Origin of the sequence: Plantactinospora sp. CA-294935 (assembly GCF_050936445.1) — a bacterium.
In the GTDB taxonomy this organism is placed as follows: domain Bacteria; phylum Actinomycetota; class Actinomycetes; order Mycobacteriales; family Micromonosporaceae; genus Plantactinospora.
In genome coordinates this window covers 680411-700204 of the sequence record NZ_JBNJMU010000001.1, presented here as the reverse complement: position 1 = coordinate 700204, position 19794 = coordinate 680411, and the positions used below count along the sequence as shown (strand labels likewise).

19 protein-coding genes are annotated in these 19794 nt (G+C 71.7%); 8 read left to right on the top strand and 11 right to left on the bottom strand.

Features of this window, described 5'->3' with window-relative positions; genetic code table 11:
- Positions 1 to 158 precede the first annotated feature (158 nt).
- Positions 159 to 452, top strand: coding sequence for a 4a-hydroxytetrahydrobiopterin dehydratase (locus ACQEVC_RS03165; protein WP_432873158.1), 294 nt, complete (start codon positions 159 to 161; stop codon positions 450 to 452).
- A complete protein-coding gene (locus ACQEVC_RS03160; protein WP_432873156.1) occupies positions 449 to 1597 on the top strand; it encodes an FHA domain-containing protein in 1149 nt (382 codons plus the stop codon). The genes ACQEVC_RS03165 and ACQEVC_RS03160 overlap by 4 nt, the downstream gene beginning before the upstream one ends.
- Positions 1598 to 1677: 80 nt before the next feature.
- Here ACQEVC_RS03160 and rocD read toward each other — a convergent pair whose 3' ends face one another.
- The 3 genes from rocD to ACQEVC_RS03145 all read right to left on the bottom strand — a co-directional run bounded on the left by rocD (position 1678) and on the right by ACQEVC_RS03145 (position 4849).
- Entirely contained in the window at positions 1678 to 2904 is a 1227-nt protein-coding gene (gene rocD, locus ACQEVC_RS03155) for an ornithine--oxo-acid transaminase (protein WP_432890985.1), read from the bottom strand.
- Between the two features lie 65 nt (positions 2905 to 2969).
- A complete protein-coding gene (gene ddaH / locus ACQEVC_RS03150) occupies positions 2970 to 3827 on the bottom strand; it encodes a dimethylargininase (RefSeq protein ID WP_432873154.1) in 858 nt (285 codons plus the stop codon).
- A gap of 302 nt (positions 3828 to 4129) precedes the next feature.
- The gene (locus ACQEVC_RS03145; protein ID WP_432873152.1) at positions 4130 to 4849 is read right to left on the bottom strand and encodes a thrombospondin; all 720 of its coding nucleotides are present in this window, start codon (positions 4847 to 4849) and stop codon (positions 4130 to 4132) included.
- Positions 4850 to 5162: 313 nt separating this feature from the next.
- On the opposite strand from ACQEVC_RS03145, the gene ACQEVC_RS03140 reads away from it, so the two are divergent.
- Positions 5163 to 5951, top strand: coding sequence for a hypothetical protein (locus tag ACQEVC_RS03140; protein WP_432873150.1), 789 nt, complete (start codon positions 5163 to 5165; stop codon positions 5949 to 5951).
- 280 nt (positions 5952 to 6231) lie between these two features.
- Here ACQEVC_RS03140 and ACQEVC_RS03135 read toward each other — a convergent pair whose 3' ends face one another.
- Complete coding sequence (locus tag ACQEVC_RS03135; RefSeq protein WP_432873148.1) at positions 6232 to 6537, bottom strand: hypothetical protein; 306 nt, start codon at positions 6535 to 6537, stop codon at positions 6232 to 6234.
- Between the two features lie 23 nt (positions 6538 to 6560).
- Positions 6561 to 6992: a hypothetical protein gene (locus ACQEVC_RS03130; protein WP_412103009.1), complete on the bottom strand. Its 432-nt coding sequence runs from the start codon at positions 6990 to 6992 to the stop codon at positions 6561 to 6563.
- Between the two features lie 164 nt (positions 6993 to 7156).
- Here ACQEVC_RS03130 and ACQEVC_RS03125 point away from each other — a divergent pair, with 164 nt between their 5' ends.
- A complete protein-coding gene (locus tag ACQEVC_RS03125; RefSeq protein ID WP_432873146.1) occupies positions 7157 to 8044 on the top strand; it encodes a helix-turn-helix domain-containing protein in 888 nt (295 codons plus the stop codon).
- A 407-nt stretch (positions 8045 to 8451) separates the two neighbouring features.
- Here the strand turns inward: ACQEVC_RS03125 and ACQEVC_RS03120 are convergent, their stop codons facing one another.
- Positions 8452 to 10032 carry a nucleotidyl transferase AbiEii/AbiGii toxin family protein gene (locus ACQEVC_RS03120; protein ID WP_432873144.1) on the bottom strand — a complete coding sequence of 527 codons (1581 nt, stop codon included), beginning with the start codon at positions 10030 to 10032 and terminating at the stop codon, positions 8452 to 8454.
- A 671-nt stretch (positions 10033 to 10703) separates the two neighbouring features.
- The gene (locus ACQEVC_RS03115) at positions 10704 to 11345 is read right to left on the bottom strand and encodes a hypothetical protein (protein WP_432873142.1); all 642 of its coding nucleotides are present in this window, start codon (positions 11343 to 11345) and stop codon (positions 10704 to 10706) included.
- 226 nt (positions 11346 to 11571) lie between these two features.
- On the opposite strand from ACQEVC_RS03115, the gene ACQEVC_RS03110 reads away from it, so the two are divergent.
- A complete protein-coding gene (locus ACQEVC_RS03110; protein ID WP_432873140.1) occupies positions 11572 to 13419 on the top strand; it encodes an ABC transporter ATP-binding protein in 1848 nt (615 codons plus the stop codon).
- Positions 13416 to 15146 carry an ABC transporter ATP-binding protein gene (locus tag ACQEVC_RS03105; protein ID WP_432873138.1) on the top strand — a complete coding sequence of 577 codons (1731 nt, stop codon included), beginning with the start codon at positions 13416 to 13418 and terminating at the stop codon, positions 15144 to 15146. Before ACQEVC_RS03110 ends, ACQEVC_RS03105 begins: the two co-directional genes overlap by 4 nt.
- 138 nt (positions 15147 to 15284) lie before the next feature.
- Here the strand turns inward: ACQEVC_RS03105 and ACQEVC_RS03100 are convergent, their stop codons facing one another.
- Positions 15285 to 15716, bottom strand: a complete 432-nt coding sequence (locus ACQEVC_RS03100; protein ID WP_432873136.1) for a hypothetical protein — start codon at positions 15714 to 15716, stop codon at positions 15285 to 15287.
- Between the two features lie 381 nt (positions 15717 to 16097).
- Between ACQEVC_RS03100 and ACQEVC_RS03095 the strand changes: the two genes are divergently transcribed.
- Both ACQEVC_RS03095 and ACQEVC_RS03090 read left to right on the top strand, forming a co-directional pair.
- Entirely contained in the window at positions 16098 to 16508 is a 411-nt protein-coding gene (locus tag ACQEVC_RS03095) for a VOC family protein (RefSeq protein WP_432873134.1), read from the top strand.
- Between the two features lie 32 nt (positions 16509 to 16540).
- A complete protein-coding gene (locus tag ACQEVC_RS03090) occupies positions 16541 to 17374 on the top strand; it encodes an Fpg/Nei family DNA glycosylase (RefSeq protein ID WP_432873132.1) in 834 nt (277 codons plus the stop codon).
- A 43-nt stretch (positions 17375 to 17417) separates the two neighbouring features.
- Here the strand turns inward: ACQEVC_RS03090 and ACQEVC_RS03085 are convergent, their stop codons facing one another.
- From ACQEVC_RS03085 to ACQEVC_RS03075, 3 genes are read right to left on the bottom strand one after another with little or no spacing between them, the layout of a single operon-like run.
- Positions 17418 to 18110: an ABC transporter permease gene (locus tag ACQEVC_RS03085; RefSeq protein WP_432873130.1), complete on the bottom strand. Its 693-nt coding sequence runs from the start codon at positions 18108 to 18110 to the stop codon at positions 17418 to 17420.
- Entirely contained in the window at positions 18107 to 19024 is a 918-nt protein-coding gene (locus tag ACQEVC_RS03080; protein ID WP_432873128.1) for an ABC transporter ATP-binding protein, read from the bottom strand. The genes ACQEVC_RS03085 and ACQEVC_RS03080 overlap by 4 nt, the downstream gene beginning before the upstream one ends.
- Positions 19021 to 19380: a GntR family transcriptional regulator gene (locus tag ACQEVC_RS03075; RefSeq protein WP_318402974.1), complete on the bottom strand. Its 360-nt coding sequence runs from the start codon at positions 19378 to 19380 to the stop codon at positions 19021 to 19023. Before ACQEVC_RS03075 ends, ACQEVC_RS03080 begins: the two co-directional genes overlap by 4 nt.
- Positions 19381 to 19794 lie beyond the last annotated feature (414 nt).

The window sequence follows — 19794 nt, the reverse complement described above, 5'->3', positions numbered from 1 at the left end:
GACCAGCCAAGCGGGGAGCCGGCGGCCGGGCCAAGTCAGGGCTCACCGTAAGGGCGTCGATGCGGAGGGCGTTCTCACGGTCGACCAGGGGTGATGGCATCGCCGTACCGAATCGGGTTGGACACCACGGGAGGGAATCTCGGCGGTAAGGTCTGGCCATGGCAGAGGTGCTGGACGCTGAGGCGGTGCGGACCGAGCTGGCCGGGCTGGAGGGCTGGATCGGCGATCCGGCCGGCATCGCCCGTACCGTCGAACTGCCCGCGTTCCGTGACGCGATCGGTGTGGTGGACCGGGTGGCGGTGGTCGCCGAGGAAATCGACCACCATCCCGACATCGACATCCGGTGGCGCACGGTGACCTTCCGCTGCGCGACCCATTCGGTGGGTGGGGTGACCCGACGTGACGTCGAACTGGCGCGGCGTATCGACGAGATAGTCCGGGGAGCGGCGTGAGATTCGAGATAAGCAAGGTCCTCGACGCGATCGAGGACCGGGTCAGCACCGACCCGTCCCTGGTGCGGGCGGTGCTGGACCTGGCCGAGGTGGTCCGCTACCAGGACCTCGACGGCGGCCGGCCGGCCAGCACCATGCGACTGGGCATGGTCATCGACGCGCTCGGGCGGCACCTGGAGGAGGACAACGTCCCGGTGTACGCGGTGGTGCACCGCGCGCTGCTCAGCGACGCCGACCTCACCTCCAACGAGCGGATGGTGCTCCGGCGGTGGGCCGACAACGGCCTGGTCGAGGTGCTCGTCAACCCCGGCGACCGGGTGTTGGAGGTGGCCGACCTGCTCGGCCTGCCGGTGCTGAGCCGGGGCCGCTTCGACGGCATGTCCGGGCGCTTCCCGTGGGTGACCAGCGCCCCGGGCCGACTGCTCGCCCCGCTGCCCGGGGCCGGCGGCCCGGTGCTGGCGCAGCGGGTGAAGGGCAACGTGGCGGCCACCGGGCCGTCGCCGACCGGCCGGAAACTGCTCGCCCGCACCTGGCGGTGCAAGGAGCCCGGCTGCGTACTGTTCGGCGGTGGCGGCGGGGGTGGCGCCTTCGCCGACCTCGCCGAGATCGACCGCAAGCCGAGCGGCCAGCCGCCGCCGACGCTGCGTACCGGGATGCCGACCTGTCCCCGGCACGACCAGCGGCTCAGCGACGCCGGGCCGCGGCCGAACGAGGAGGTGCTGTCGGTCCGGATCGGCGGCATGGTCCGGCGCCGGTTCGTGGTGACCGCCGAGCGGCCGGTGGTGGTCGGCCGGGCGCCGGACGACTCCGGCGGGATCCGGCTCGGCCAGTGGCTCAACGACGAGGCGCGGCGCTGGATCAGCCGCAGCCACGTCCGGTTCGAGCTGCGCGGCGGCGACCTGGTCGCGCAGGACGTCAGCACCAACGGCTCCGGCGTACGGCCGGGTGGGTCGATGGACGAGGCCGAGCGGGTCGCGCTGGCCCGTCAGCAGTCCCGGGTGATGCGCAGCGGCGACATCGTGGAGCTCTATCCCGGGGTGCAGGTGGGCCGGTCGAACACCTGGAACTCCGGCGGCATGACGAACCCGACCTCGGTGATGGCCGAGGCGCCGACCATGGCGATCCGGCTCCCCGACCGGGGCTGACGACCGACCGGGCCGGCCCGTCCGCCATCGGACGGGCCGGCCCCGGTGCGCCCGGTTCAGCGCAGTACGGCGGCGCCGGTTCAGCGCAGTACGGCGGCGAGCTGCTCCAGCACGTGGTCCAGCTCGTGCGCCTCGACGACGAGCGGCGGCGCGAGCCGGAGCGTCGAGCCGTGGGTGTCCTTGGCCAGTACGCCGCGCTCGGCCAGCCGCTCGCACGCCTGCCGCCCGGTCATCAGCGCCGGGTCGATGTCGATACCGGCCCAGAGCCCCCGGCCGCGCACCGCGACCAGGCCCTCGCCGACCAGCCCGCGCAACCCGGCGTGCAGCCGCGCGCCCAGCTCCGCCGAGCGGCGCTGGAACTCGCCGGTGGCGAGCAGCCGGACCACCTCGGTGGCGACCGCGCAGGCCAGCGGGTTGCCGCCGAACGTCGAGCCGTGCTCGCCCGGCCGCAGCACGCCGAGTACGTCCGCGTCGGCGGCGACCGCCGAGACCGGCACGATGCCGCCACCCAGCGCCTTGCCGAGGACGTACATGTCCGGCTTGACGCCCTCGTGGTCGCAGGCGAAGGTCTCGCCGGTGCGGCCCAGCCCGGACTGGATCTCGTCGGCCACGAAGAGCACGTTCCGTTCCGTGCAGAGCCGGCGTACCCCGGGCAGGTAGCCGGGTGGCGGCACCACGACGCCCTGCTCGCCCTGGATCGGCTCCAGCAGTACGGCCACGGTGGTCTCGTCGACCGCCTCGGCCAGCGCGGCGAGGTCGCCGTACGGGACGATCCGGAACCCCGGGGTGTACGGCCCGAAGTCGTCCCGGGCCTCCCGGTCGGTGGAGAAGCTGACGATGGTGGTGGTACGCCCGTGGAAGTTGCCGTCCGCGACCACGATCGTGGCCTGCCCGTCCGGTACGCCCTTGACCCGGTAGCCCCACTTCCGGGACACCTTGATCGCGGTCTCCACCGCCTCGGCCCCGGTGTTCATCGGCAGCACCAGGTCCTTGCCGCAGAGCTGGGCCAGTTCCCGGCAGAAGTCGGCGAACTGGTCGTGGATGAACGCCCGGCTGGTCAGGGTGAGCCGGTCGAGCTGGGCGTGCGCGGCGGCGACCAGCGTCGGGTGCCGGTGCCCGAAGTTCAGTGCCGAGTAGCCGGCCAGGCAGTCGAGGTAACGCCGGCCGTCGATGTCGGTCACCCAGGCGCCCTCGGCCGAGGAGATCACCACCGGCAGCGGGTGGTAGTTGTGCGCGGTCCAGCGCTCCGCCTCGCGTACCGCCTCCGGCGTCCGCGGCGCACCGTCCGCCTCCGGGGTGCGGGGCAGGTCGTCCGCCTCCGGGGTGCGGGGCAGGTCGTCCGCCTCCTGCGGGCGCAGCACGTTGTCCACGATCACTTGGTCGCCTCTCGTTCCCGCAGCACCAGGGTGCAGCACTTCGGTCCGCCGCCGGCCTTGCGCAGCTCGGACAAATCAACACCAATTGTGTCGTACCCGCGTGCGTGCAGCGCCGCCGACAGTCCGGTGGCCTGGGCCGGAAGTACGACATGCCGGCCGTCGCTGACCGCGTTCAGGCCGAGCACCTCGGCGTCGGCCATGCTCGCCAGCACCGCGTCGGGGAAGAGCCGGCGCAGCACCGCCCGGCTGCCCGGCGAGAACGCCTCCGGCAGGTACGCCACGGTCTCGTCGTCGAGCACGCAGAGCGCGGTGTCCAGGTGGTAGAAGCGCGGGTCGACCAGTTGCAGGGTGATCACCGGGCGCCCGAAGACCTCCTGGAGGTGGGCGTGCGCGGCGTGCGAGGTCCGGAACCCGGTCCCGGCGAGCAGCAGCCCGCCGACCGGCAGGATGTCCCCCTCGCCCTCGTTGACGTGCTTCGCCTCGTGCACCTCGAAGCCGGCCCGGTCCAGCCAGCCGGCGTACGCCGGGGCCTCGTCGGCGCGCTGCGGGTCGCGGAACTGCACCGCCAGCGCCCGGCCGTCGAGCACGGTCGCGCCGTTCGCCGCGAAGACCATGTCGGGCAGCCCGGGCAGCGGCTCGATCTCGTCGACCGTGTGCCCGAGGTCCAGGTACGTCTGCCGCAGCGTCTCCCACTGCCGCAGCGCGAGTGCGGCGTCGATCGGCGCGGCCGGGTCCATCCAGGGGTTGATCGCGTACTCGACGGTGAAGTACGTCGGCCGGCACATCAGGTAGTGCCGGGTCTGCGCCGGGCCGGCCGGGGTACGCCCGCTGGTGGCGATGGCGTCCAACGTCATGGTCCTGCTCCTGGGGTCGGGCGCGCCCGGCCTCCGTACGGCTCACAGGCTGGCGCCGAACCCAACGCTATGCGGGCCCGACCGGCGGGAACCACCGCCGAGGATTGCTTGTCACGGCTGATCGTTGCGTGTCGGAGGGGAGGCAACGGCGAACCGTTGCGTGGGCCCCCCGTACCCGGCTCCGGACGCACTTCGGGGGCGGCGTCGTCGCCGCCCCCGAACATGTGCGCTCAGGTGGTGAACCACCACCGGCTGGCGGGGCCAGAGCGGTGCACCACCGCTCCGCGCAGGTCCTTACCCGATCAGAACCGGTCGACAAACTGTGAATCAAGCCACTCGCGCAACCGGACGACGTTGTCGCCGTCGGTGTTGGGCCAGTCGAACTGGCCGGTCATCGCCAGCACGGCGACGACGACAGCGCCGACCCCGAGGACGATCCCGATCAGCGCCTCGGTCCGGCCGGCGACGTGCCGGCGGGCGGTCGCGGAGACGCCGCCGACGCCGAGCAGCAGGGCGAGGGTGCCGAGCACGATGCCGTACCCGGCGAGGGCGCCGGCCAGCACGAACGCGGCGGCGGCCACCCCGAGGATCAGACTCAGCGTGGCGAGCATGCTGGCCCGGGGACGCGGACCGCGGTCGACCACGACCGGCTCGGTCTCCGGCGTACGCTCGCCGAGCCCGCGCTCCGGTTCGTCCGTGCGACCGGTCTCGCGCCGGGTCTCGGTCTTCGTGGCGACCGGGGGAGTCGGGGCGACCGGCGGAGCCTTCTGGGGCGCCGTGTCGGGCTCGGCGAGCGTGGTCCCGGCCCGGTGCTTCGCCGTGTCATCGGTCCGGGTGGCGTCATCGCGCTCCTCGGTCCGGCTGGCCGGTCCGGTATCCGTGCGCGTATCCGTGCGCGCGGAGTCGGCCACCGTGGCGGTGCCGGTCGACCGCTCGTTGCGGCCGTCGGCGTGCTCGTCACGGCCGTCGGTGCGACCGTCGCGGTTCTCGTCCCGCGCCGGCGCCGGCTCCGATTGGCGCATCAGAGATGGAATCCTGACCACAACACACCTCCTGATCCATGCGTGGAGCCTCGTCGATGGCGTCTACGCAGCATTGGGATCGGTGTACCCCGATGGCCGATCCACCACACCTCGCGACGGCCGGACGGGCGGTGGAAGGTTCAGTCGTCGTCGAGCCGGCTGAGGGTGACCGGGTCGGAAGGGTGGCCAGGCATGCCTGGAAGGCCGCTGCCGGTTCGGTCGTATCGGACCACCCGGTTGTCCGACCGGGCCCGCCCGGGCGGTAGCCTCGCCACGGCAATTCGGATGAGCGCTGACTCAAGGGTGGGGAGCCATGGCGCTGGAACGGGGTAATTCCGTGATCGGGCAGGCGGGGCAACTCGTCGGGGCCGCCGTCGGTCGGGTCGCCGCGGCACCCGCTCCCGGCGCCTTCTCCGATGTGGACACCGGCGGGCCGGCGACCGGCCGGAGCGGTGGCGTCGGGCAGGCTCCCGGATCGGGTACGCCCACCGAGGCCGGGCCGGCCACATCGGCCGGTGACGGCTCGGCCGCCCCCGACGGTGGCTCCCGCCCCGGTACGGCACCGGCGAGCCTAGGCGCGGTGTTCACCGCCTTCGTCCTGATCGGAGCCGCCGGGTTCGGCTCGTGGACGATCTGGTCCAGGGGTGGCAGCGCGGAGACGATGCAGCCGCCGGACACCGTCGCCGTCTTCGGCGTACTGATCGTCTTCGCGGCCGCGGTCGAACGGATCCTGGAGCCGTTCTCCCGGTGGCTGCCGGGACGCCGGGTCGAGGCGGCGGCTCAACGGGCCGAGGCCGACCTGGCCAACCTGTCCCGCGAGGCGACCCCGGCCGAGCAGACGGCGGTGGCCGCACTGCGCGAGCAGGCGGACCGGGGTCGGGGCAACCGCACCGTCGTCGCCTGGGGGATCGCGGTCGCGGTCGCGACACTCGCCTCCACGGCCGGCGGCTTCTACCTGCTGCACGCGATCGCCGGGCCGGAATGGAAGGGCCTGCCGGTCTGGGTCGACGGCATCGTCACCGGGATCATGGTCGGCAGCGGCACCAAGCCGATGCACGACCTGATCAGCCGGATCCAGCCGGGCGGCGGCGCTCGCCCCTGAGCCCGGTCGCCCCCTCCCATAGTTTGCCGACCGGGATCCCGCGCGGGCGCCGCCGCCTCGGCTGCCGGTGCCACTCGCGCGGAACCGGGCGCCGTCGTGATACGGAAGCGGCGATTGCCGACAGACCGATCACCAGAAAACGGCGTAGAGATGCGTAGTAGGTGGGTCGAAGGCGAGTAGAGGATGCGTGGAAGGCGAGTAGGGAACCACTCTGCTGCTGACATTTCCGCATCCGATGCCGGTCGAGGACCGGCCACCTGGCGAACTACTCAATCCGACTTCATCGTGCGCCGATCGGCGAACCCGTCGGCACTCTGCCGGGTTGCCGGCCGGTTTCCGGCCTATGGTGCCGCGGGGCGAGCAGCACTTTCGGCTTCTGCGGATGACGACGGACCGGGCGTAGACCGGCGAACTGGACGTAGATCTCGCGTCGCTGGACGGCCTCGCCGTATTCGTCGAGGGTGTAGCCGGTGAGCCAGCACCAGCCGGGATAGGTGGGCCTTTCGTCCACCCTGGTCACCCGGAACAGCAGTGCCCGCCGACCGCCGAACTGTACGCTCGCAGCCGCCCCGACCTGCACCACCATTCCGGGGCGGGGTGGCTCGTGCATCAGGGCACCGGGATGAGAAAGCCGGGCCCGTTCGGGTCGAGTCGTACCCAGCAGTTGGCGGCATCGCCGCACACGGGGCATCTCCCGAACCGATCGGGGCTGTGCGAGTCGGCCAGCAGATAGCTGTTGACGAGGATGTCGGCCGACGTGTACGGCGGTGGATCCGCAGCCCGGTCGGTCCAGGCGATGAAACGATTGTGTAACCAGCCGGCGGGAACATGCCGCAGATCCTCGGCTGCGTTGACGAGATGATGGGCCAGGTAGTACCTGAGTGAGACGATGCTGCCGGCGAACTCCGCCCGTAGCTGTCGTCTTCGGACCGCACAGGGCCAGTCGTCGCCGCATCCGGTGCAGGTCCACAGCGGAGCGGCAGGATCGTGGTCCCACATTTCCGTTGCCCCCGCCTGGGTCGTCAGAGGTTCGGCTGCCATGCAATCGATGCTTTACTAGAGCGCGAAACAATGCAATATTACGTCTTGGCTGAACGATTTCCCTCTAACGATCTGTAATTACCTGAATCACAGAGAGTACTCAGTGGACATTACATATCGAATGAAAGGTTCACTCGAAAGGTAATACCGGAAGGGGGAGTGTAGTGCAGGCAGGGGTGGACTCCACCGTTCCTCGCAGAGAGCTGGGGCGGCACTTACGCCAGCTCCGCGAGGAGGCCCGGCTCACCATCAAGGTGGTGTCCGAGGCGTTGGAGTGGTCGATGCCGAAAATCTGGCGGATCGAGAGTGGGGCGACCAGCATGCGTTCGCTGGACGTCGAGGCGATGTGCCGGATATACGGTGCGTCACCACAAATGACCGAGGCCCTGACCGGGCTGGCGAAGGAAACCAGGGCACGCGGCTGGTGGCACTGCTACGGCGACGCCATCCCCGGATGGTTCGAGCCGTACGCCGGGCTGGAGGCGGCGGCCAGCCATCTCCGGATGTACGAGCCGCAGTTCGTCCCGGGCCTGTTGCAGACCCCGGCGTACGCCACGGAAGTGCTCCGGATCGCCAGCCCCGAACTCGGGCCGGCCGAACGCGAGCGGGCGGTCGAGGTCGAGCTGGCCCGACAGGAGATCCTCAATGGACGGCGCGGACCGGCTCCGCAGCTCGACGTCGTCCTCGACGAGGCGGTGTTGCGGCGGGCCGCCGGCAGCGGGCAGATGATGGGCGAGCAGCTACGGCACCTGGTGGCCGTCAGCCAGCAGCCGAACATCTCGGTCCGGGTGCTGCCGTTCTCGGCCGGGCTCTACCGGGCCGAGCGCGCCAACGGCGGCTTCGCCATCCTGGAGTTTCCGAAGGACGGACTCGGGCGGCGCACCGAGCCGCCGATCGTCTACAGCGGCGGTCTGACCGGTGCGCTCTATCTGGAGAAGCCGCACGAGGTGGACAGCCACGCCGCCGTCTGGCGCGACTTCGAGGAGATCAGCCTCACCGAGGAACTGTCCCGGAAGCTGATCACGACGGTCGCGGAGGAATACGGCGGGTGACCCTGGAGCACGGCCTGGCCGTGACAGCGGGTCAGTCGTACGGGGGAGGGGAGTAACAGTCGGCAGCCTGCCGTACGTCGCCGGTGTGGGGAGACAACGGCGACGGGCAGGTCAGCCAGTGAAGTGTCGGACCGAGCCGTCGGACCAGGTTCGGTAGCCCGCCGTTGCCCGGGACCGGGCCGGCGGGGGTGGAGTGCGGACGGCCGCCTCCACCTCCGCGTCCGCACCCGGCGGGAACCGACGGTCTGTCGGCGTTCGGCACCGCGCCCGCGCTGCACAGTGAGAACCTTTTTCAACCTCCCTTGCGGTCCGGTGGACCGCCAGGTCGGGCGCGGTCTGTGAGCGCCGCGCGGTTCAGGTTGAAAAAGGTTCGGTGGTGCCGGCGTGTGCGGGGTCAGGCCCAGGCCTCAGGCCCAGGCCCGGTCGAGTGCCAGCGCCAGCCGGTTGGTCCACTGCGCTGCGGTGCCGGTGACGCCGGGGTACTCGTCGACGAAGTTCGCCCAGTCGACGTCCCAGCCGAGCACGGTCTCCGCGGTGAAGGCGTCGGCTTCGGCACCGAGTTCGTCTCGCATGAGCGCGCGGACGAGGTCCCGGTCGACGGTGGTGTGTTCGGCGAGGAGGACGGCGTCGTACAGGTCCTTGCCCTGCGGGTACATGTCGGTGGCCAGCCACAGCAGCTTCCACCCGAGGGAGAGCGGGGCGGACGCGGCCAGCAGCGGCTCGTCGACGCCGGGCAGCACCAGCACCTCCGGCGCGAGGGGGAGCTGTTCGCCGAAGACGATGTCGACCTGCACGTGCCCGTCCGGCGCCTCCGGCGTGCTGAACGGAACGACGAGCCGCCGACCGTCGGCACGCTCGTACGTCCAGATCGCGGACTCGGTGATCCGGTCCGCCCGCAGCCCGGCGTCGGCCGGGATGCTCCGGACGGCGGCCTTGAGGTCGGCGAGCAGCGTGCGTGCGTCCGAGCTGTCGCTCTTGATCGTGTGCGGGGTGACGACGAAGTCGAGGTCCCCCGGCTCGCGTGCGGCGCTGCCGACCCAGGCCGCCATCGTGAGACTGCCGCGCAGCACCAGGTGCTCCGCGCCGCAGGGCGTCCCGGCGATCGCCGCCAGGATGCGGTTCATCGCGGTGTGCCGGGCGCTGATCCACCGCCGGCCGGTGGCTCCCACCAGAAAGGCGGGCTCGCCGGCCCGGTACGCGTTCTGGTAGTGCTTCAGCGCCGGGTCGAACGCCGCCCGCTGCCGGACGGTCGGATCGGCGGGCAGCGGCTGGTACGTCGGTGGGTAGTCCGGCGAGCCGGCCGGGGCGATCCTCATCTTGTCCTCCCGCTCGAGTTTCCAGTCGCTCGCGTCCCAGATCGGGGCCTCCTTGAGCCAGCCCTGGTCGTGCGACAGATGGCTGTCGAAGACGACGTACTCCTGCTCGACCGTCACGATCTCGTGGCCGGCCGACCGGAGAGCCTCGACAAGCGCGTCCAGCTTCTGCCTGGCCGTGCCGATCCCGACGCCGTGGCAGCGCTGCGTGACGAACCGTTCCTGCGCACCGTCCGCGCGTTCCCGGCGCGCGTTGCGGGAGAGCCGGGCGTCGTGCGGCGAGACCACGTCGGTGACGGCCAGCAGATCCGCGACCGCCGCACTGGGCAGCAGCAGTTTGACGTGGTGCTCGAAGTACCGGCCCGCCGGCTCGGCCGCCGCCTCCTCGTCGGACCGCGGTACGCCGCTGCACCACGGCGCCGCCTCGATCTTGGAACGAATCGGATGTAGGCCTGCGCTGCGCAGATCGCGCTGCCAACGCTCCACCGCGGCGTGCTGTTCCTTCAGAGTGCCCCGTCCGGTCAGGGTGAGCATCGGTTGAGAGGCGAACACGCCTCGGTCGAGCACGATGTGCAGGAACTTCACCCCGTGCTTCGCCGCGAACGCCGCCAACTTCTCGCCGGCCTGGGCATGGACCGTAACGTGGATCTCGAAGTCCCCCGACACCTCAGACATCGGCGTAGCGTACGGGGCCGCCACCAAGCCCGGAAACGCGATTTCCCACCGCAGCGCCGCCCTCGGTCTGCGGACGGTATCGCCGGTGGTGGGCAGGATTCGGCTGGCCCGGTCGACGAGGCGGCCGACGAATGCGGCCTCGGCCAGGACAAACCGTACCGGTGCGGTCAGGTTTGGTGCGTGGCCGCCATGCTGGATAGTTCAACCGATAGGCATGTCGGAGGTGCTCACCTTCTGCAGCACGCCGTTCAGTGTGGAGGTGCTGCACGTGGCCGCCCCGACCGGCGAGTGCGCGCCGCTGCCGGCGACCGCGGCCGGCCACGTCGGCTGGAGCGGCCTCACCAACGTCCTCCGCTACCGCACCGCCGACCGCACCGGCCAGACGACCAGCACCGGCACCCTCCGCACCTACGACGCCGGGCGATTCACCAGCATCGTCGCCTACTGGCCACCCGCCCCGCGCGGCTGCGGGACCTTCACCTGGACATCAGAGGCGTTACCCCGGCTGGTTAACGCCTCTGATGTCCAGGTGAGTGAGACGGGGCGGGTGGTGAGGCGTCCAACTGCGAGCCAGGTTGCGGTCGGGCGACGGCGGCGTGCACCGCCGCGTACTGCTCGGCGGCCAGGGCCACCTCGTCCGCTGACTCGGACATCCTGGCTTCCTGGCTTTCTCAGGTGGGCAGGGCGATCCAGGTGGCGCGGGCGCGGGCCAACTCGGCGCCGTCCGGGCCGTACAGAGTGGTGTGCACCAGGGCTTTCCGGCCCTCCGACGTGGCGAGGGCGCCGCGTACCACGCACTCGTCGCCGGGGGCGGGCAGCCGGTCCAGGTGTACGGCGATCCGGCCCAGCACGTACGGCCGGCCGACCCCGATCACCGACCACCCGCCGGGGCAGTCCAGTGCCGCCCAGATCGTCGCGGGCGCGACGTCGTCCGGGACGGTCCACGGGGCGGCGGTGCTGCCGTCGGCGATCCGCCCCGGAAAGATGCCCAACCCGTCGGTGCGGTCCGGGCCGCAGACGTAGCAGGTCGGGAACGGGTGGTCGGCGAATCCCGGGTACCCCTTGGCGGCCTCGACCGCGTCCGCGTACCCGATCGGCGGGACCACGGTGTCGACCTCGACCTCCGACGCGACCTCGGCCACGACGGTGCCGTCGGTGGTGCGGACCTGGCAGTCGAGCAGCGACAGCGGGGTGTCCAGCGGCGGCGGCATCCGGAGCGTGATCTCGCAGTTCTCGCCGTGCGCGAAGAGGCCGGCGGAGTAGCCGCCGTTGCCGGAGCCGGGCGGTCCGTTGAACCGGGCGGGGATCAGCATCGGACCGCCTTCCGCGAGGTCGTGGCCCGGGTCGCGGGCCGGCGTGGCCCGGTGTTCGGGCCGGCGAGGAACGACCCCCACGGTACGCGGCACGTCGTGCCGGCCAGGGACGCCCGCCCAGGGACGGTGCCCCGGCGCCCGCCCAGGGACAGGTACCCCGGACACCCGCGCGGCGCTGCCGCCGAAATGAGTGGGTAGGTCTTCGGCCCGTCGGTAGCCTGAGGGCGTGCCCCCGCAGCTCCCGCACCCGGATCCGGGGGTGCCGGATACCCGGGGGCCACTGCGCTACATCTGGTGGCTGGTGCGCAGCCAACCCGTCCGGGTGCTGCGGGGCAGCCTGCTCGGCACGGCCTGGATGGTCGGGCTGTCGCTGCGGCCGTACCTCGTCTCCCGGGCGATCGACGACGGGCTGCGGACGGGTGACACGGATGCCCTGCTGTTCTGGGTCGCCACGATCGTCGTCGCCGGGCTCGGGCTGGCTCAGCTCGGGATCCAGCGGCACCGGACGATGACCTTCATCCGGGAGGACGCGAGCGGGCGCTCCGCCGCCGTACTGCTGCGGCAGCTCTCCCGGATCGGTGCGGTACTGCCGCGCAAGCTCGCCGCCGGTGAGGTCGCCACCGTCGGGGGGTCCGACATCGCCAACACCTCGCACGTGTTGACATTGACCGGGCCGGGCGTCGGCGCGATCGTGGCGTACGCGGTCATCGCGGTCGTCCTCTGGTCGGTCTCCCCGCTGCTCGCCATCTGCGTACTGCTGGGCGTGCCGGCGGTCGCGGTCCTGATCGGGCCGCTGCTGCGCCGGTTGGAGCGGGCCGAGTCCCGCTACCGGCAGCGGCAGGGGATCCTCACCACCCGGGCCGGGGACATCGTCGCCGGGCTGCGCGTGCTCGCCGGGGTCGGCGGCCGGGACCTGTTCGCCCACCGGTATGCGGCCCGCTCCGAAGAACTGCGGGACGAGGGCTACCGGGTCGGCGCGGTCGGTAGCTGGCTCGAGGCGCTGACCGCCGCGATCCCGGCCGGCTTCCTCGCCGCCGTGGTCTGGCTGGCCGCCAGGATGGCTGTCGCCGGCGACATCACCGTCGGGCAGCTCGTCGCCGTCTACGGGTACGTCGCGGTGCTGGTCGTCCCGGTGTGGTTCCTGATGGAGGGGAGCCGGATGATGATCCGGGGCCGGGTGGCCGCCCGCCGGATCATCGCCCTGCTCCGGCTGACCCCGGACGACGTCACCGGCTCGAACCCGGACGGTGTCACCGGCTCGAACCCGGACGGTGTCGGTGGCGCGGCCTCGGACAACGTCGGTGGCGCGGCCCGGGACGGCCTCGGTGGTGCGACGGAGCGGGCCGCCCCGACCGGCCCCGCCGACCTGCACGATCCGGTCACCGGGCTGACCGTGCCGGCCGGGCGGCTGATCGGGGTCGCCGCCGCCGACCCGGCCGAGGCGATCGCCCTGGCCGACCGGCTCGGCCGGTACGTCCCCAGCGAGGTGACCTGGGGCGGCGTGCCGCTGACCGCGATCGGGCTGCCCGAGGTGCGGGCCCGGATCCTGGTCGCCGACCACGATGCCTACCTCTTCGCCGGGACCCTGCGGGAGATCCTGCACAGTGGACGGTGGCATGCCGACGCCGGTCTGTGGGCCGGTCTGCGGGTCGCGTCGGCCGAGGACGTGGTGGACGCCCTGCCCGAGGCGCTGGACACCCCGATCGACACCCGGGCCCGCCGGCTCTCCGGCGGCCAGCGCCAGCGGGTACGGCTGGCCCGGGCGCTGCTGGTCGAGCCGGAGGTGCTGATCCTGGTCGACCCGACCTCGGCGGTGGACGCGCACACCGAGGCGCGGATCGCGCAGCGGCTCCGGGCGGCCCGGGCCGGCCGCACCACGATCCTGCTCGCCACCTCGCCGCTGCTGCTCGGGCACGCCGAGCGGGTGGCACACCTGCGCGACGGGCGGATCGTCGACGTCGGCAGCCACGCCGAGCTGCTCGACCGCGACCCGGGTTACCGGGCACTGGTCTCCCGGGACGGCGAGCCGGTCGCGGCCGGCGGGTCCGCCGACGGCGAGGGGGCGCGGCGGTGACCGGACTGCCGGTGGCGGACCTGGCCACCGTACGCAGGGCGGCGAGTGATCTGATCGGCCGGGACCGGCGCGCGGTCGCTGTCATCCTGGTGTTGCACGTCGCGGCCGCCGTCGCCGGGCTGGCCGCGCCCTGGCTGCTCGGGATCATCGTCGACAACGTGGTGGCCGGCGCCGGCACCGGCACGATCGACCGGCTGGCGTTGGCGATCGTCGGCTGCGTGCTCGTGCAGACCGTGCTCTCCCGGTACGCCCAGTACGCCGGCCACCGGTTCGGTGAGCGCGCGGTGGCCCGGCTGCGCGAGGAGTTCGTCCGGCGGACGCTGGCGCTACCGGTCTCGGTCGTCGAGCGGGCCGGCACCGGAGACCTCGCCACCCGAAGCTCGGTCGACGTCGCCACGGTCGGGGTCACGGTCCGCCAGGTGGTGCCGGTGGCGGTGATCGCCGTGGCGCAACTGACCCTGCTCTTCGGGGCGATATTCCTGCTGCACCCGGTGCTCGGCGTCGCCGCGCTCGCCGGGCTGCCGTCGATCGTCGCGGTGACCCGCTGGTATCTGCGTCGGGCCTCCACGGCGTACCTTGCCGAGGGCGCCGCCTCGGCGGAGCTGACCGAGACCCTGACCACCACCGCCGAGGGCGCCCGGACGGTCGAGGCGCTCCGGCTCACCGACGAACGGGTGGCGCACGGCCGGGTCCGGATCGGGCAGGTCTGGGCGGCCCGGCGGCGTACCCTCCGGCTGCGCTCGGTCTTCTATCCGGTGGTGGAGTCGAGCTATCCGCTGCCGATCGCGGCGGTGCTGCTCGTCGGCGGCCTCTGTCTCGACAACGGACTGGTCACCCTCGGCGAGGTGGTGGCCGCCGCGCTCTACCTGCAACAGGCGATCGGCCCGCTGGACCAGATCCTGCAGTGGATGGAGCAGGCACAGCGTGGCGTCGCCTCGTTCGCCCGGGTGCTCGGCGTCGGCCAGGTGCCGCCGGAGCCGCGAGGGCATGGCTCCACCCCGTCCGGGCGGGAGATCGAGGTCCGGGGCGCACGGTTCGGTTACGCCGACGGCCCCGACGTGCTGCACGGCATCGACCTGACGGTCCGGCCCGGCGAACGGCTGGCCATCGTCGGCCCGTCCGGGGCCGGGAAGTCGACGCTGGCCCGGCTGCTGGCCGGGATCGACCGCCCCCGGCACGGCGAGGTGAACCTCGGCGGCTGGCCGGTCACCGACCTCGACCCGGCGCAGCGGCGTCGCCGAATCGCCCTGGTCACCCAGGAGCACCACGTCTTCCTCGGTTCGCTGCGGGACAACCTGGCCTTCGCCGCCCCGGACGCCACCGACGCACAGATGCGGTCCGCGCTGGTCGCGGTCGGTGCCGACTGGTACGCCGAACTGCCCGACGGCCTCGACACCGAACTCGGGGACGGCGCCCGGGAGCTGAGCCCCGCCGACGCGCAGCAGGTCGCCCTGGCCCGGCTGGTCCTCGCCGACCCGCACACGCTGATCCTCGACGAGGCCACCGCCGCGCTCGACCCGACCACAGCCCGGCGTACCGAGCGGGCGCTGGGTGCGGTGCTGGCCGGTCGTACGGTGATCGCGATCGCGCACCGGCTGAACACCGCGCACGACGCGGACCGGGTGGCGGTGATGGCGGACGGCCGGATCACCGAACTGGGCAGCCACGACGAGCTACTCCGGGCCGACGGCGCGTACGCCGCCCTCTGGCGCTCCTGGCACGGCTGACCCGTCAGCGGAGTGCCCGAAGAAGGCGCGTACGTCGGCGACGAAGAGGTCCGGCTCCTCCCGCGCGGCGACGTCCCCATTCGCAGCCGGTACGGCCGGACGGTCGTGTCGGCCCGGACCGCCGGGTGGCGCCGCCGGTCAGGACCGTCCCCCGTCGGCGTGCGCCGGCTCGGCGGTCGGAGTCTCCTGTGCGGCATTCCTGCTCCCATCTGCGGCGACCATGCTCTCCTGCTCGCCGAGCCACCGGCTGTGGGTCTCCCAGGCCGACTGCTTGCTGGTGGCGAGGGCGGCGCCGATCTGCGTCCAGGAGGCGCCGGTCGCCCGTGCCGTCCGGATCGTCAACTGCCGGCCGTAGCTTGCCTTTCGCATGATCACCTCGCCCAGTGCGAGTAGTTCCAGGGCTTCCTCCCGACTCAGCGGCCGTGCGTCGGGGTCGTGCTCCTCGGTCTCGTCGGCGTCGCCCGGGTCGCCGGTGGCCGGGGCGAGCGCGTCACGGAGCCGGAGCTGGTCGTAGCGGGCAGCAGCAGTCAGCAGGGTGAATTGCTGTTCCAACTCGTCAGGCGTGTTCATGCGCCCCACTCTGCCGTCAAGCTCACCTGACGTCAAGCTCACCTGACGTCAAGGCGACTTGACGGCAGAGTGACGTGACGCCGGCTTACGGGGCCGCGGCGGTTGCCGTACCCGCTGCGAGGTCATCGCGATCAGGAGGTCGTCGGGGACGGACGGGTTGGCGGCCAGGGCGGGGGCGATCCAGCGGTCGTCAGTCACGAGCGTCGAGTCTCGGAACGCAAAACCCCTGGCCGACCGGGCTGTTTGCCCGACCGGCCAGGGACGCTTCCCGCAGTACGCTGATCGTGGCGTTACCCCCGGTCGCGGTCCACACCCGAGCCCGAGTCTCCGGTGTGTCGTTAGTCCCCGACGACGGCCAATTCCGCGACCAAGGAGCATCCGGTGCCGACTCGACTCAACCCCTATCTCAGCTTCGACGGCAACGCCCGGGAAGCGATGGAGTTCTACCAGCGTGTCTTCGGCGGCATGCTGGCGGTCAACACGTTCGGCGAGTTCGGCACCGAGGGCGAGCAGGCCGACCAGGTGATGCACGCCATGCTCGAGACGGACAGCGGGTTCACTCTGATGGGGTCGGATGTGCCACCCGAGATGGACTACATCCCGGGCAACACCATCACGGTGAGCCTGAGCGGGGACGACGGCGACGAGTTGCGCGGCTACTGGACCGCGCTCTCCGACGGCGGCATCGTCTCGGTGCCGCTGGAACGGCAGATGTGGGGCGACGAGTTCGGTGCCTGCGTCGACCGGTTCGGCATCTCCTGGATGGTCAACATCTCCCCGCCGCGCGGCTGAGCCGGACGGGCGGCTGTCTATGCTTGGCAACCATGCCCGAGGGTCACACCATCCACCGGCTGGCAGCTCGGCACCAGGAGCTGTTCGGCGGGGAGAAGGTGTTGGCCAGCAGCCCGCAGGGGCGGTTCGCCGAGGGAGCCGCGCTGCTCTCCGGGGCCGTACTCGAACAGACCGAGGCGTACGGCAAGCACCTGCTGCACCACTACGGCGGCGGGCAGGCGCTGCACGTACATCTCGGGCTCTACGGGAAGTTCGCCGACGGGGAGGGTGAGCCGCCGGCGCCGGTCGGCCAGGTCCGGTTGCGGCTGCACACCGACCTGCACTGGCTGGACCTGCACGGCCCGACCGCCTGCGAGTTGCTGTCCCCGCCCGAGGTCGAGGCGCTGCGGGCCAGGCTCGGCGCCGACCCGCTGCGCGCCGACGCCGACCCGGCGGCGCCGTACGCCCGGATCCGGCGCAGTCCCACCCCGCTGTTCGCGCTGCTGCTCGACCAGTCGATCGTGGCCGGTACCGGGTTGATCTTCGTCACCGAGGCGCTGTTCCGGGCCGGCCTGCCGCCCACCACCCCCGGGCGGGACCTCACCCCGGACGGCTGGCGGAAGATCTGGGCCGACCTGGTGGCGTTGATGTCGGCGGCCGTCGGGACGGGCCGGATCGACACCGTGCACCCCCAGCATCTGCCCGAGGCGATGGGCCGGCCGCCCCGGGTCGACCGGCACGGCGGCGAGGTGTACGTCTACCGCCGCGCCGGACTGCCCTGCCACCTCTGCGGCACCGCGGTCCTCCGGGCCGACCAGGCCGGCCGCAACTCGTACTGGTGTCCCCGCTGCCAGCGGGCACCGCGCCGGTCCCGGGCCAAGCGCTGAACCGGGCCCCTGCCTGGCAGGGGCCCGGTTCACGGCGATCCGGTCAGGGTGTGACCCGGCGGATGGTCAGGTAGCCGGCTGCGGCGAACAGGGCGGCCAGCAGCGTCGGCCAGCCGACGAACCAGGCCGCCATCGGCTGGTCGGTCAGCCAGCCTCCGATGCCGGACCAGAGATCGAGCCAGGTGAGCAGCACGGCGAGACTGGCGAGCACGAGCAGGGTGGCGGTGCTCAGCAGCCACATCCCGGTCAGCCCGAACCGCTTGTAGAAGACCGCGACGAAGATGCCGAGGAAGCCGAGCAGGATGAACGGCATGGTGTAGATCGCGATCTGGAGCAGCGGGTTCTGCTGGTCGATGAAGTTGAGGCCGAAGAAGCGCAGGTTGATCCCCCAGCCCCCGGTGGCGTTTTCGAGCAGTTGGCAGAGGAAGAGCAGGACGCCGAAGGCGACGGACTGGACCACCAGGAAGAGCGCGGTGGCCAGGTAGAAGGTCCGGCGGATCACGCTCAGCGCCATGCTGAACGGCAGTAGCTGGGTGATCCAGTTGATGCTGGTGACGAAGACGACGATGTAGATCGACATGAGGGCACCCGTCGTCGGGCTCTTGTCGATGTCACCGATCGCCAGGAAGACGCCGTAGTTCACCGCGAAGATCATCACCAGCAGCAGCCAGGGCCAGCCGACGGTGTTCTGCCAGCCGACCAGTTGGACCCGGGTCACGGTCAGCACGCGGTTCATCGGGTGGTCTCCTTCCGGGCACCGGTGGCGTCGCCGCCGGACCGGGCCTGTGCGGTGGTGAGCCGGATGACGATGTCCTGGAGCGAGACCGCTTCCAGATCCAGCCCGAGCGCCTTCGCCTGGGCGCGTTCGGCGGTGCCGAAACTGCCGCGCAGGGTCGCCCGGGCGTACCGGCCGAGGGTCTCCCGGTGCAGTTCCTCGTTGCGCGCGGCCAGCTCGTCGACGGCGTCGGCCGGTCCGGCGACCGTGACCACCTGGCCACGCAGGTCCTCGGCGGTGGTGTCCAGCAGCATCCGGCCCTGGTCCAGCAGCAGTACGTGTTCGAGCAGTTCGCCGACCTCGTCGATGAGGTGGGTGGAGAGCACCACGGTCCGGGGGTGTTCGGCGTAGTCGGTGAGCAGGTGGTCGTAGAAGAGGTGCCGGGCGACGGCGTCGAGTCCGAGGTACGGCTCGTCGAAGAGGGTCAGCGGGGCCCGGGAGGCGAGCCCGATGATGATGCCGAGCATCGAGTGCATGCCCCGGGACAGCTTCCGGACCTGCCGGCCCAGCGGCAGCCGGAAGTCCGCCAGCAGCGTCTGTGCGAAGTCCTCGTCCCAGCCGGGGAAGAGCAGCCGGGCCGACTCCAGGGCGTGCCGCACCTTGAAGTACTGCGGATAGGTCTGGCTCTCCTTGATGAAGCAGACCCGGGACATCACCGCCTCGTTCTCGTACGGCGGCTTTCCGTCGATGGTCAGCTCACCCGAGCTGGCCAGCAACTGCCCGGTCATGATCTGCATCAGGGTGGTCTTGCCGGCTCCGTTGCGGCCGAGCAGGCCGTGGATCCGGTTCTCCTCCAGCGTGAAGTTGACGTTGTCCAGGGCGGTGACGTCGCGGAACCGCTTGGTGACGTGCTCGGCGCGCACCACGGTACTCATCGCCCCTGCTCCCATCGGTCGATCATGCGCTTCAGCTCGTCGGCGTCGATGCCGAGCTTGCTCGCCTCGGTGAGTAGCGGGTGCAGGAACTGCTGGGCGAACTCCTCGCGGCGGCGGTCCCGCAGTTTCGCGCGGGCGCCGGTGGCGACGAACATGCCGATACCTCGCTTCTTGTAGAGAATTCCGTCGTCCACCAACTGGTTGACGCCCTTGCCCGCGGTTGCCGGGTTGATCCGGTGGAAGGCCGCCAGTTCGTTCGTGGAGGGCACCTGGCCCTCCTCGGCGAGCGTGCCGTCGATGATCGAGTTCTCGATCAGCTCGGCGATCTGGAGAAAGATCGGTCGCCCGTCTTCCATCAGCCGGATCCGTCCGCCGCCCGCCGAGGCCCGGGCGGCGGGCCGGCCGGGTTCAGCTTCGTTGGTTCATTACTCATGCAACTAACCATGCAACCAACGCTCCTCCCTGTCAAGGTCGGAGAGTCGACACCCGGCGTCGCCCCGGCCACATCCCGCGAGCCGCCGGGGCCTGGGCGCGGCGATCACCGTCGGGGTGCTGCTCTCCGGCATGCAGGGGGCGCTGCTCCCCGACGGCCGGCGTGCAACTGGCGAGGTGGGGGACGGGTCGTGGTGGGACTGCTGGCTGGTGCCGTTGGCGACTCGGGCGCCGACCAATCCGCTGTCGGGCGGACGTCGGGCGGACTAGTGGTGGTCGCGCGGGCCGAGTTGGCGATCTGGGAAACGCTGGTGGACGGCGCGTCGTTCCAACACCGG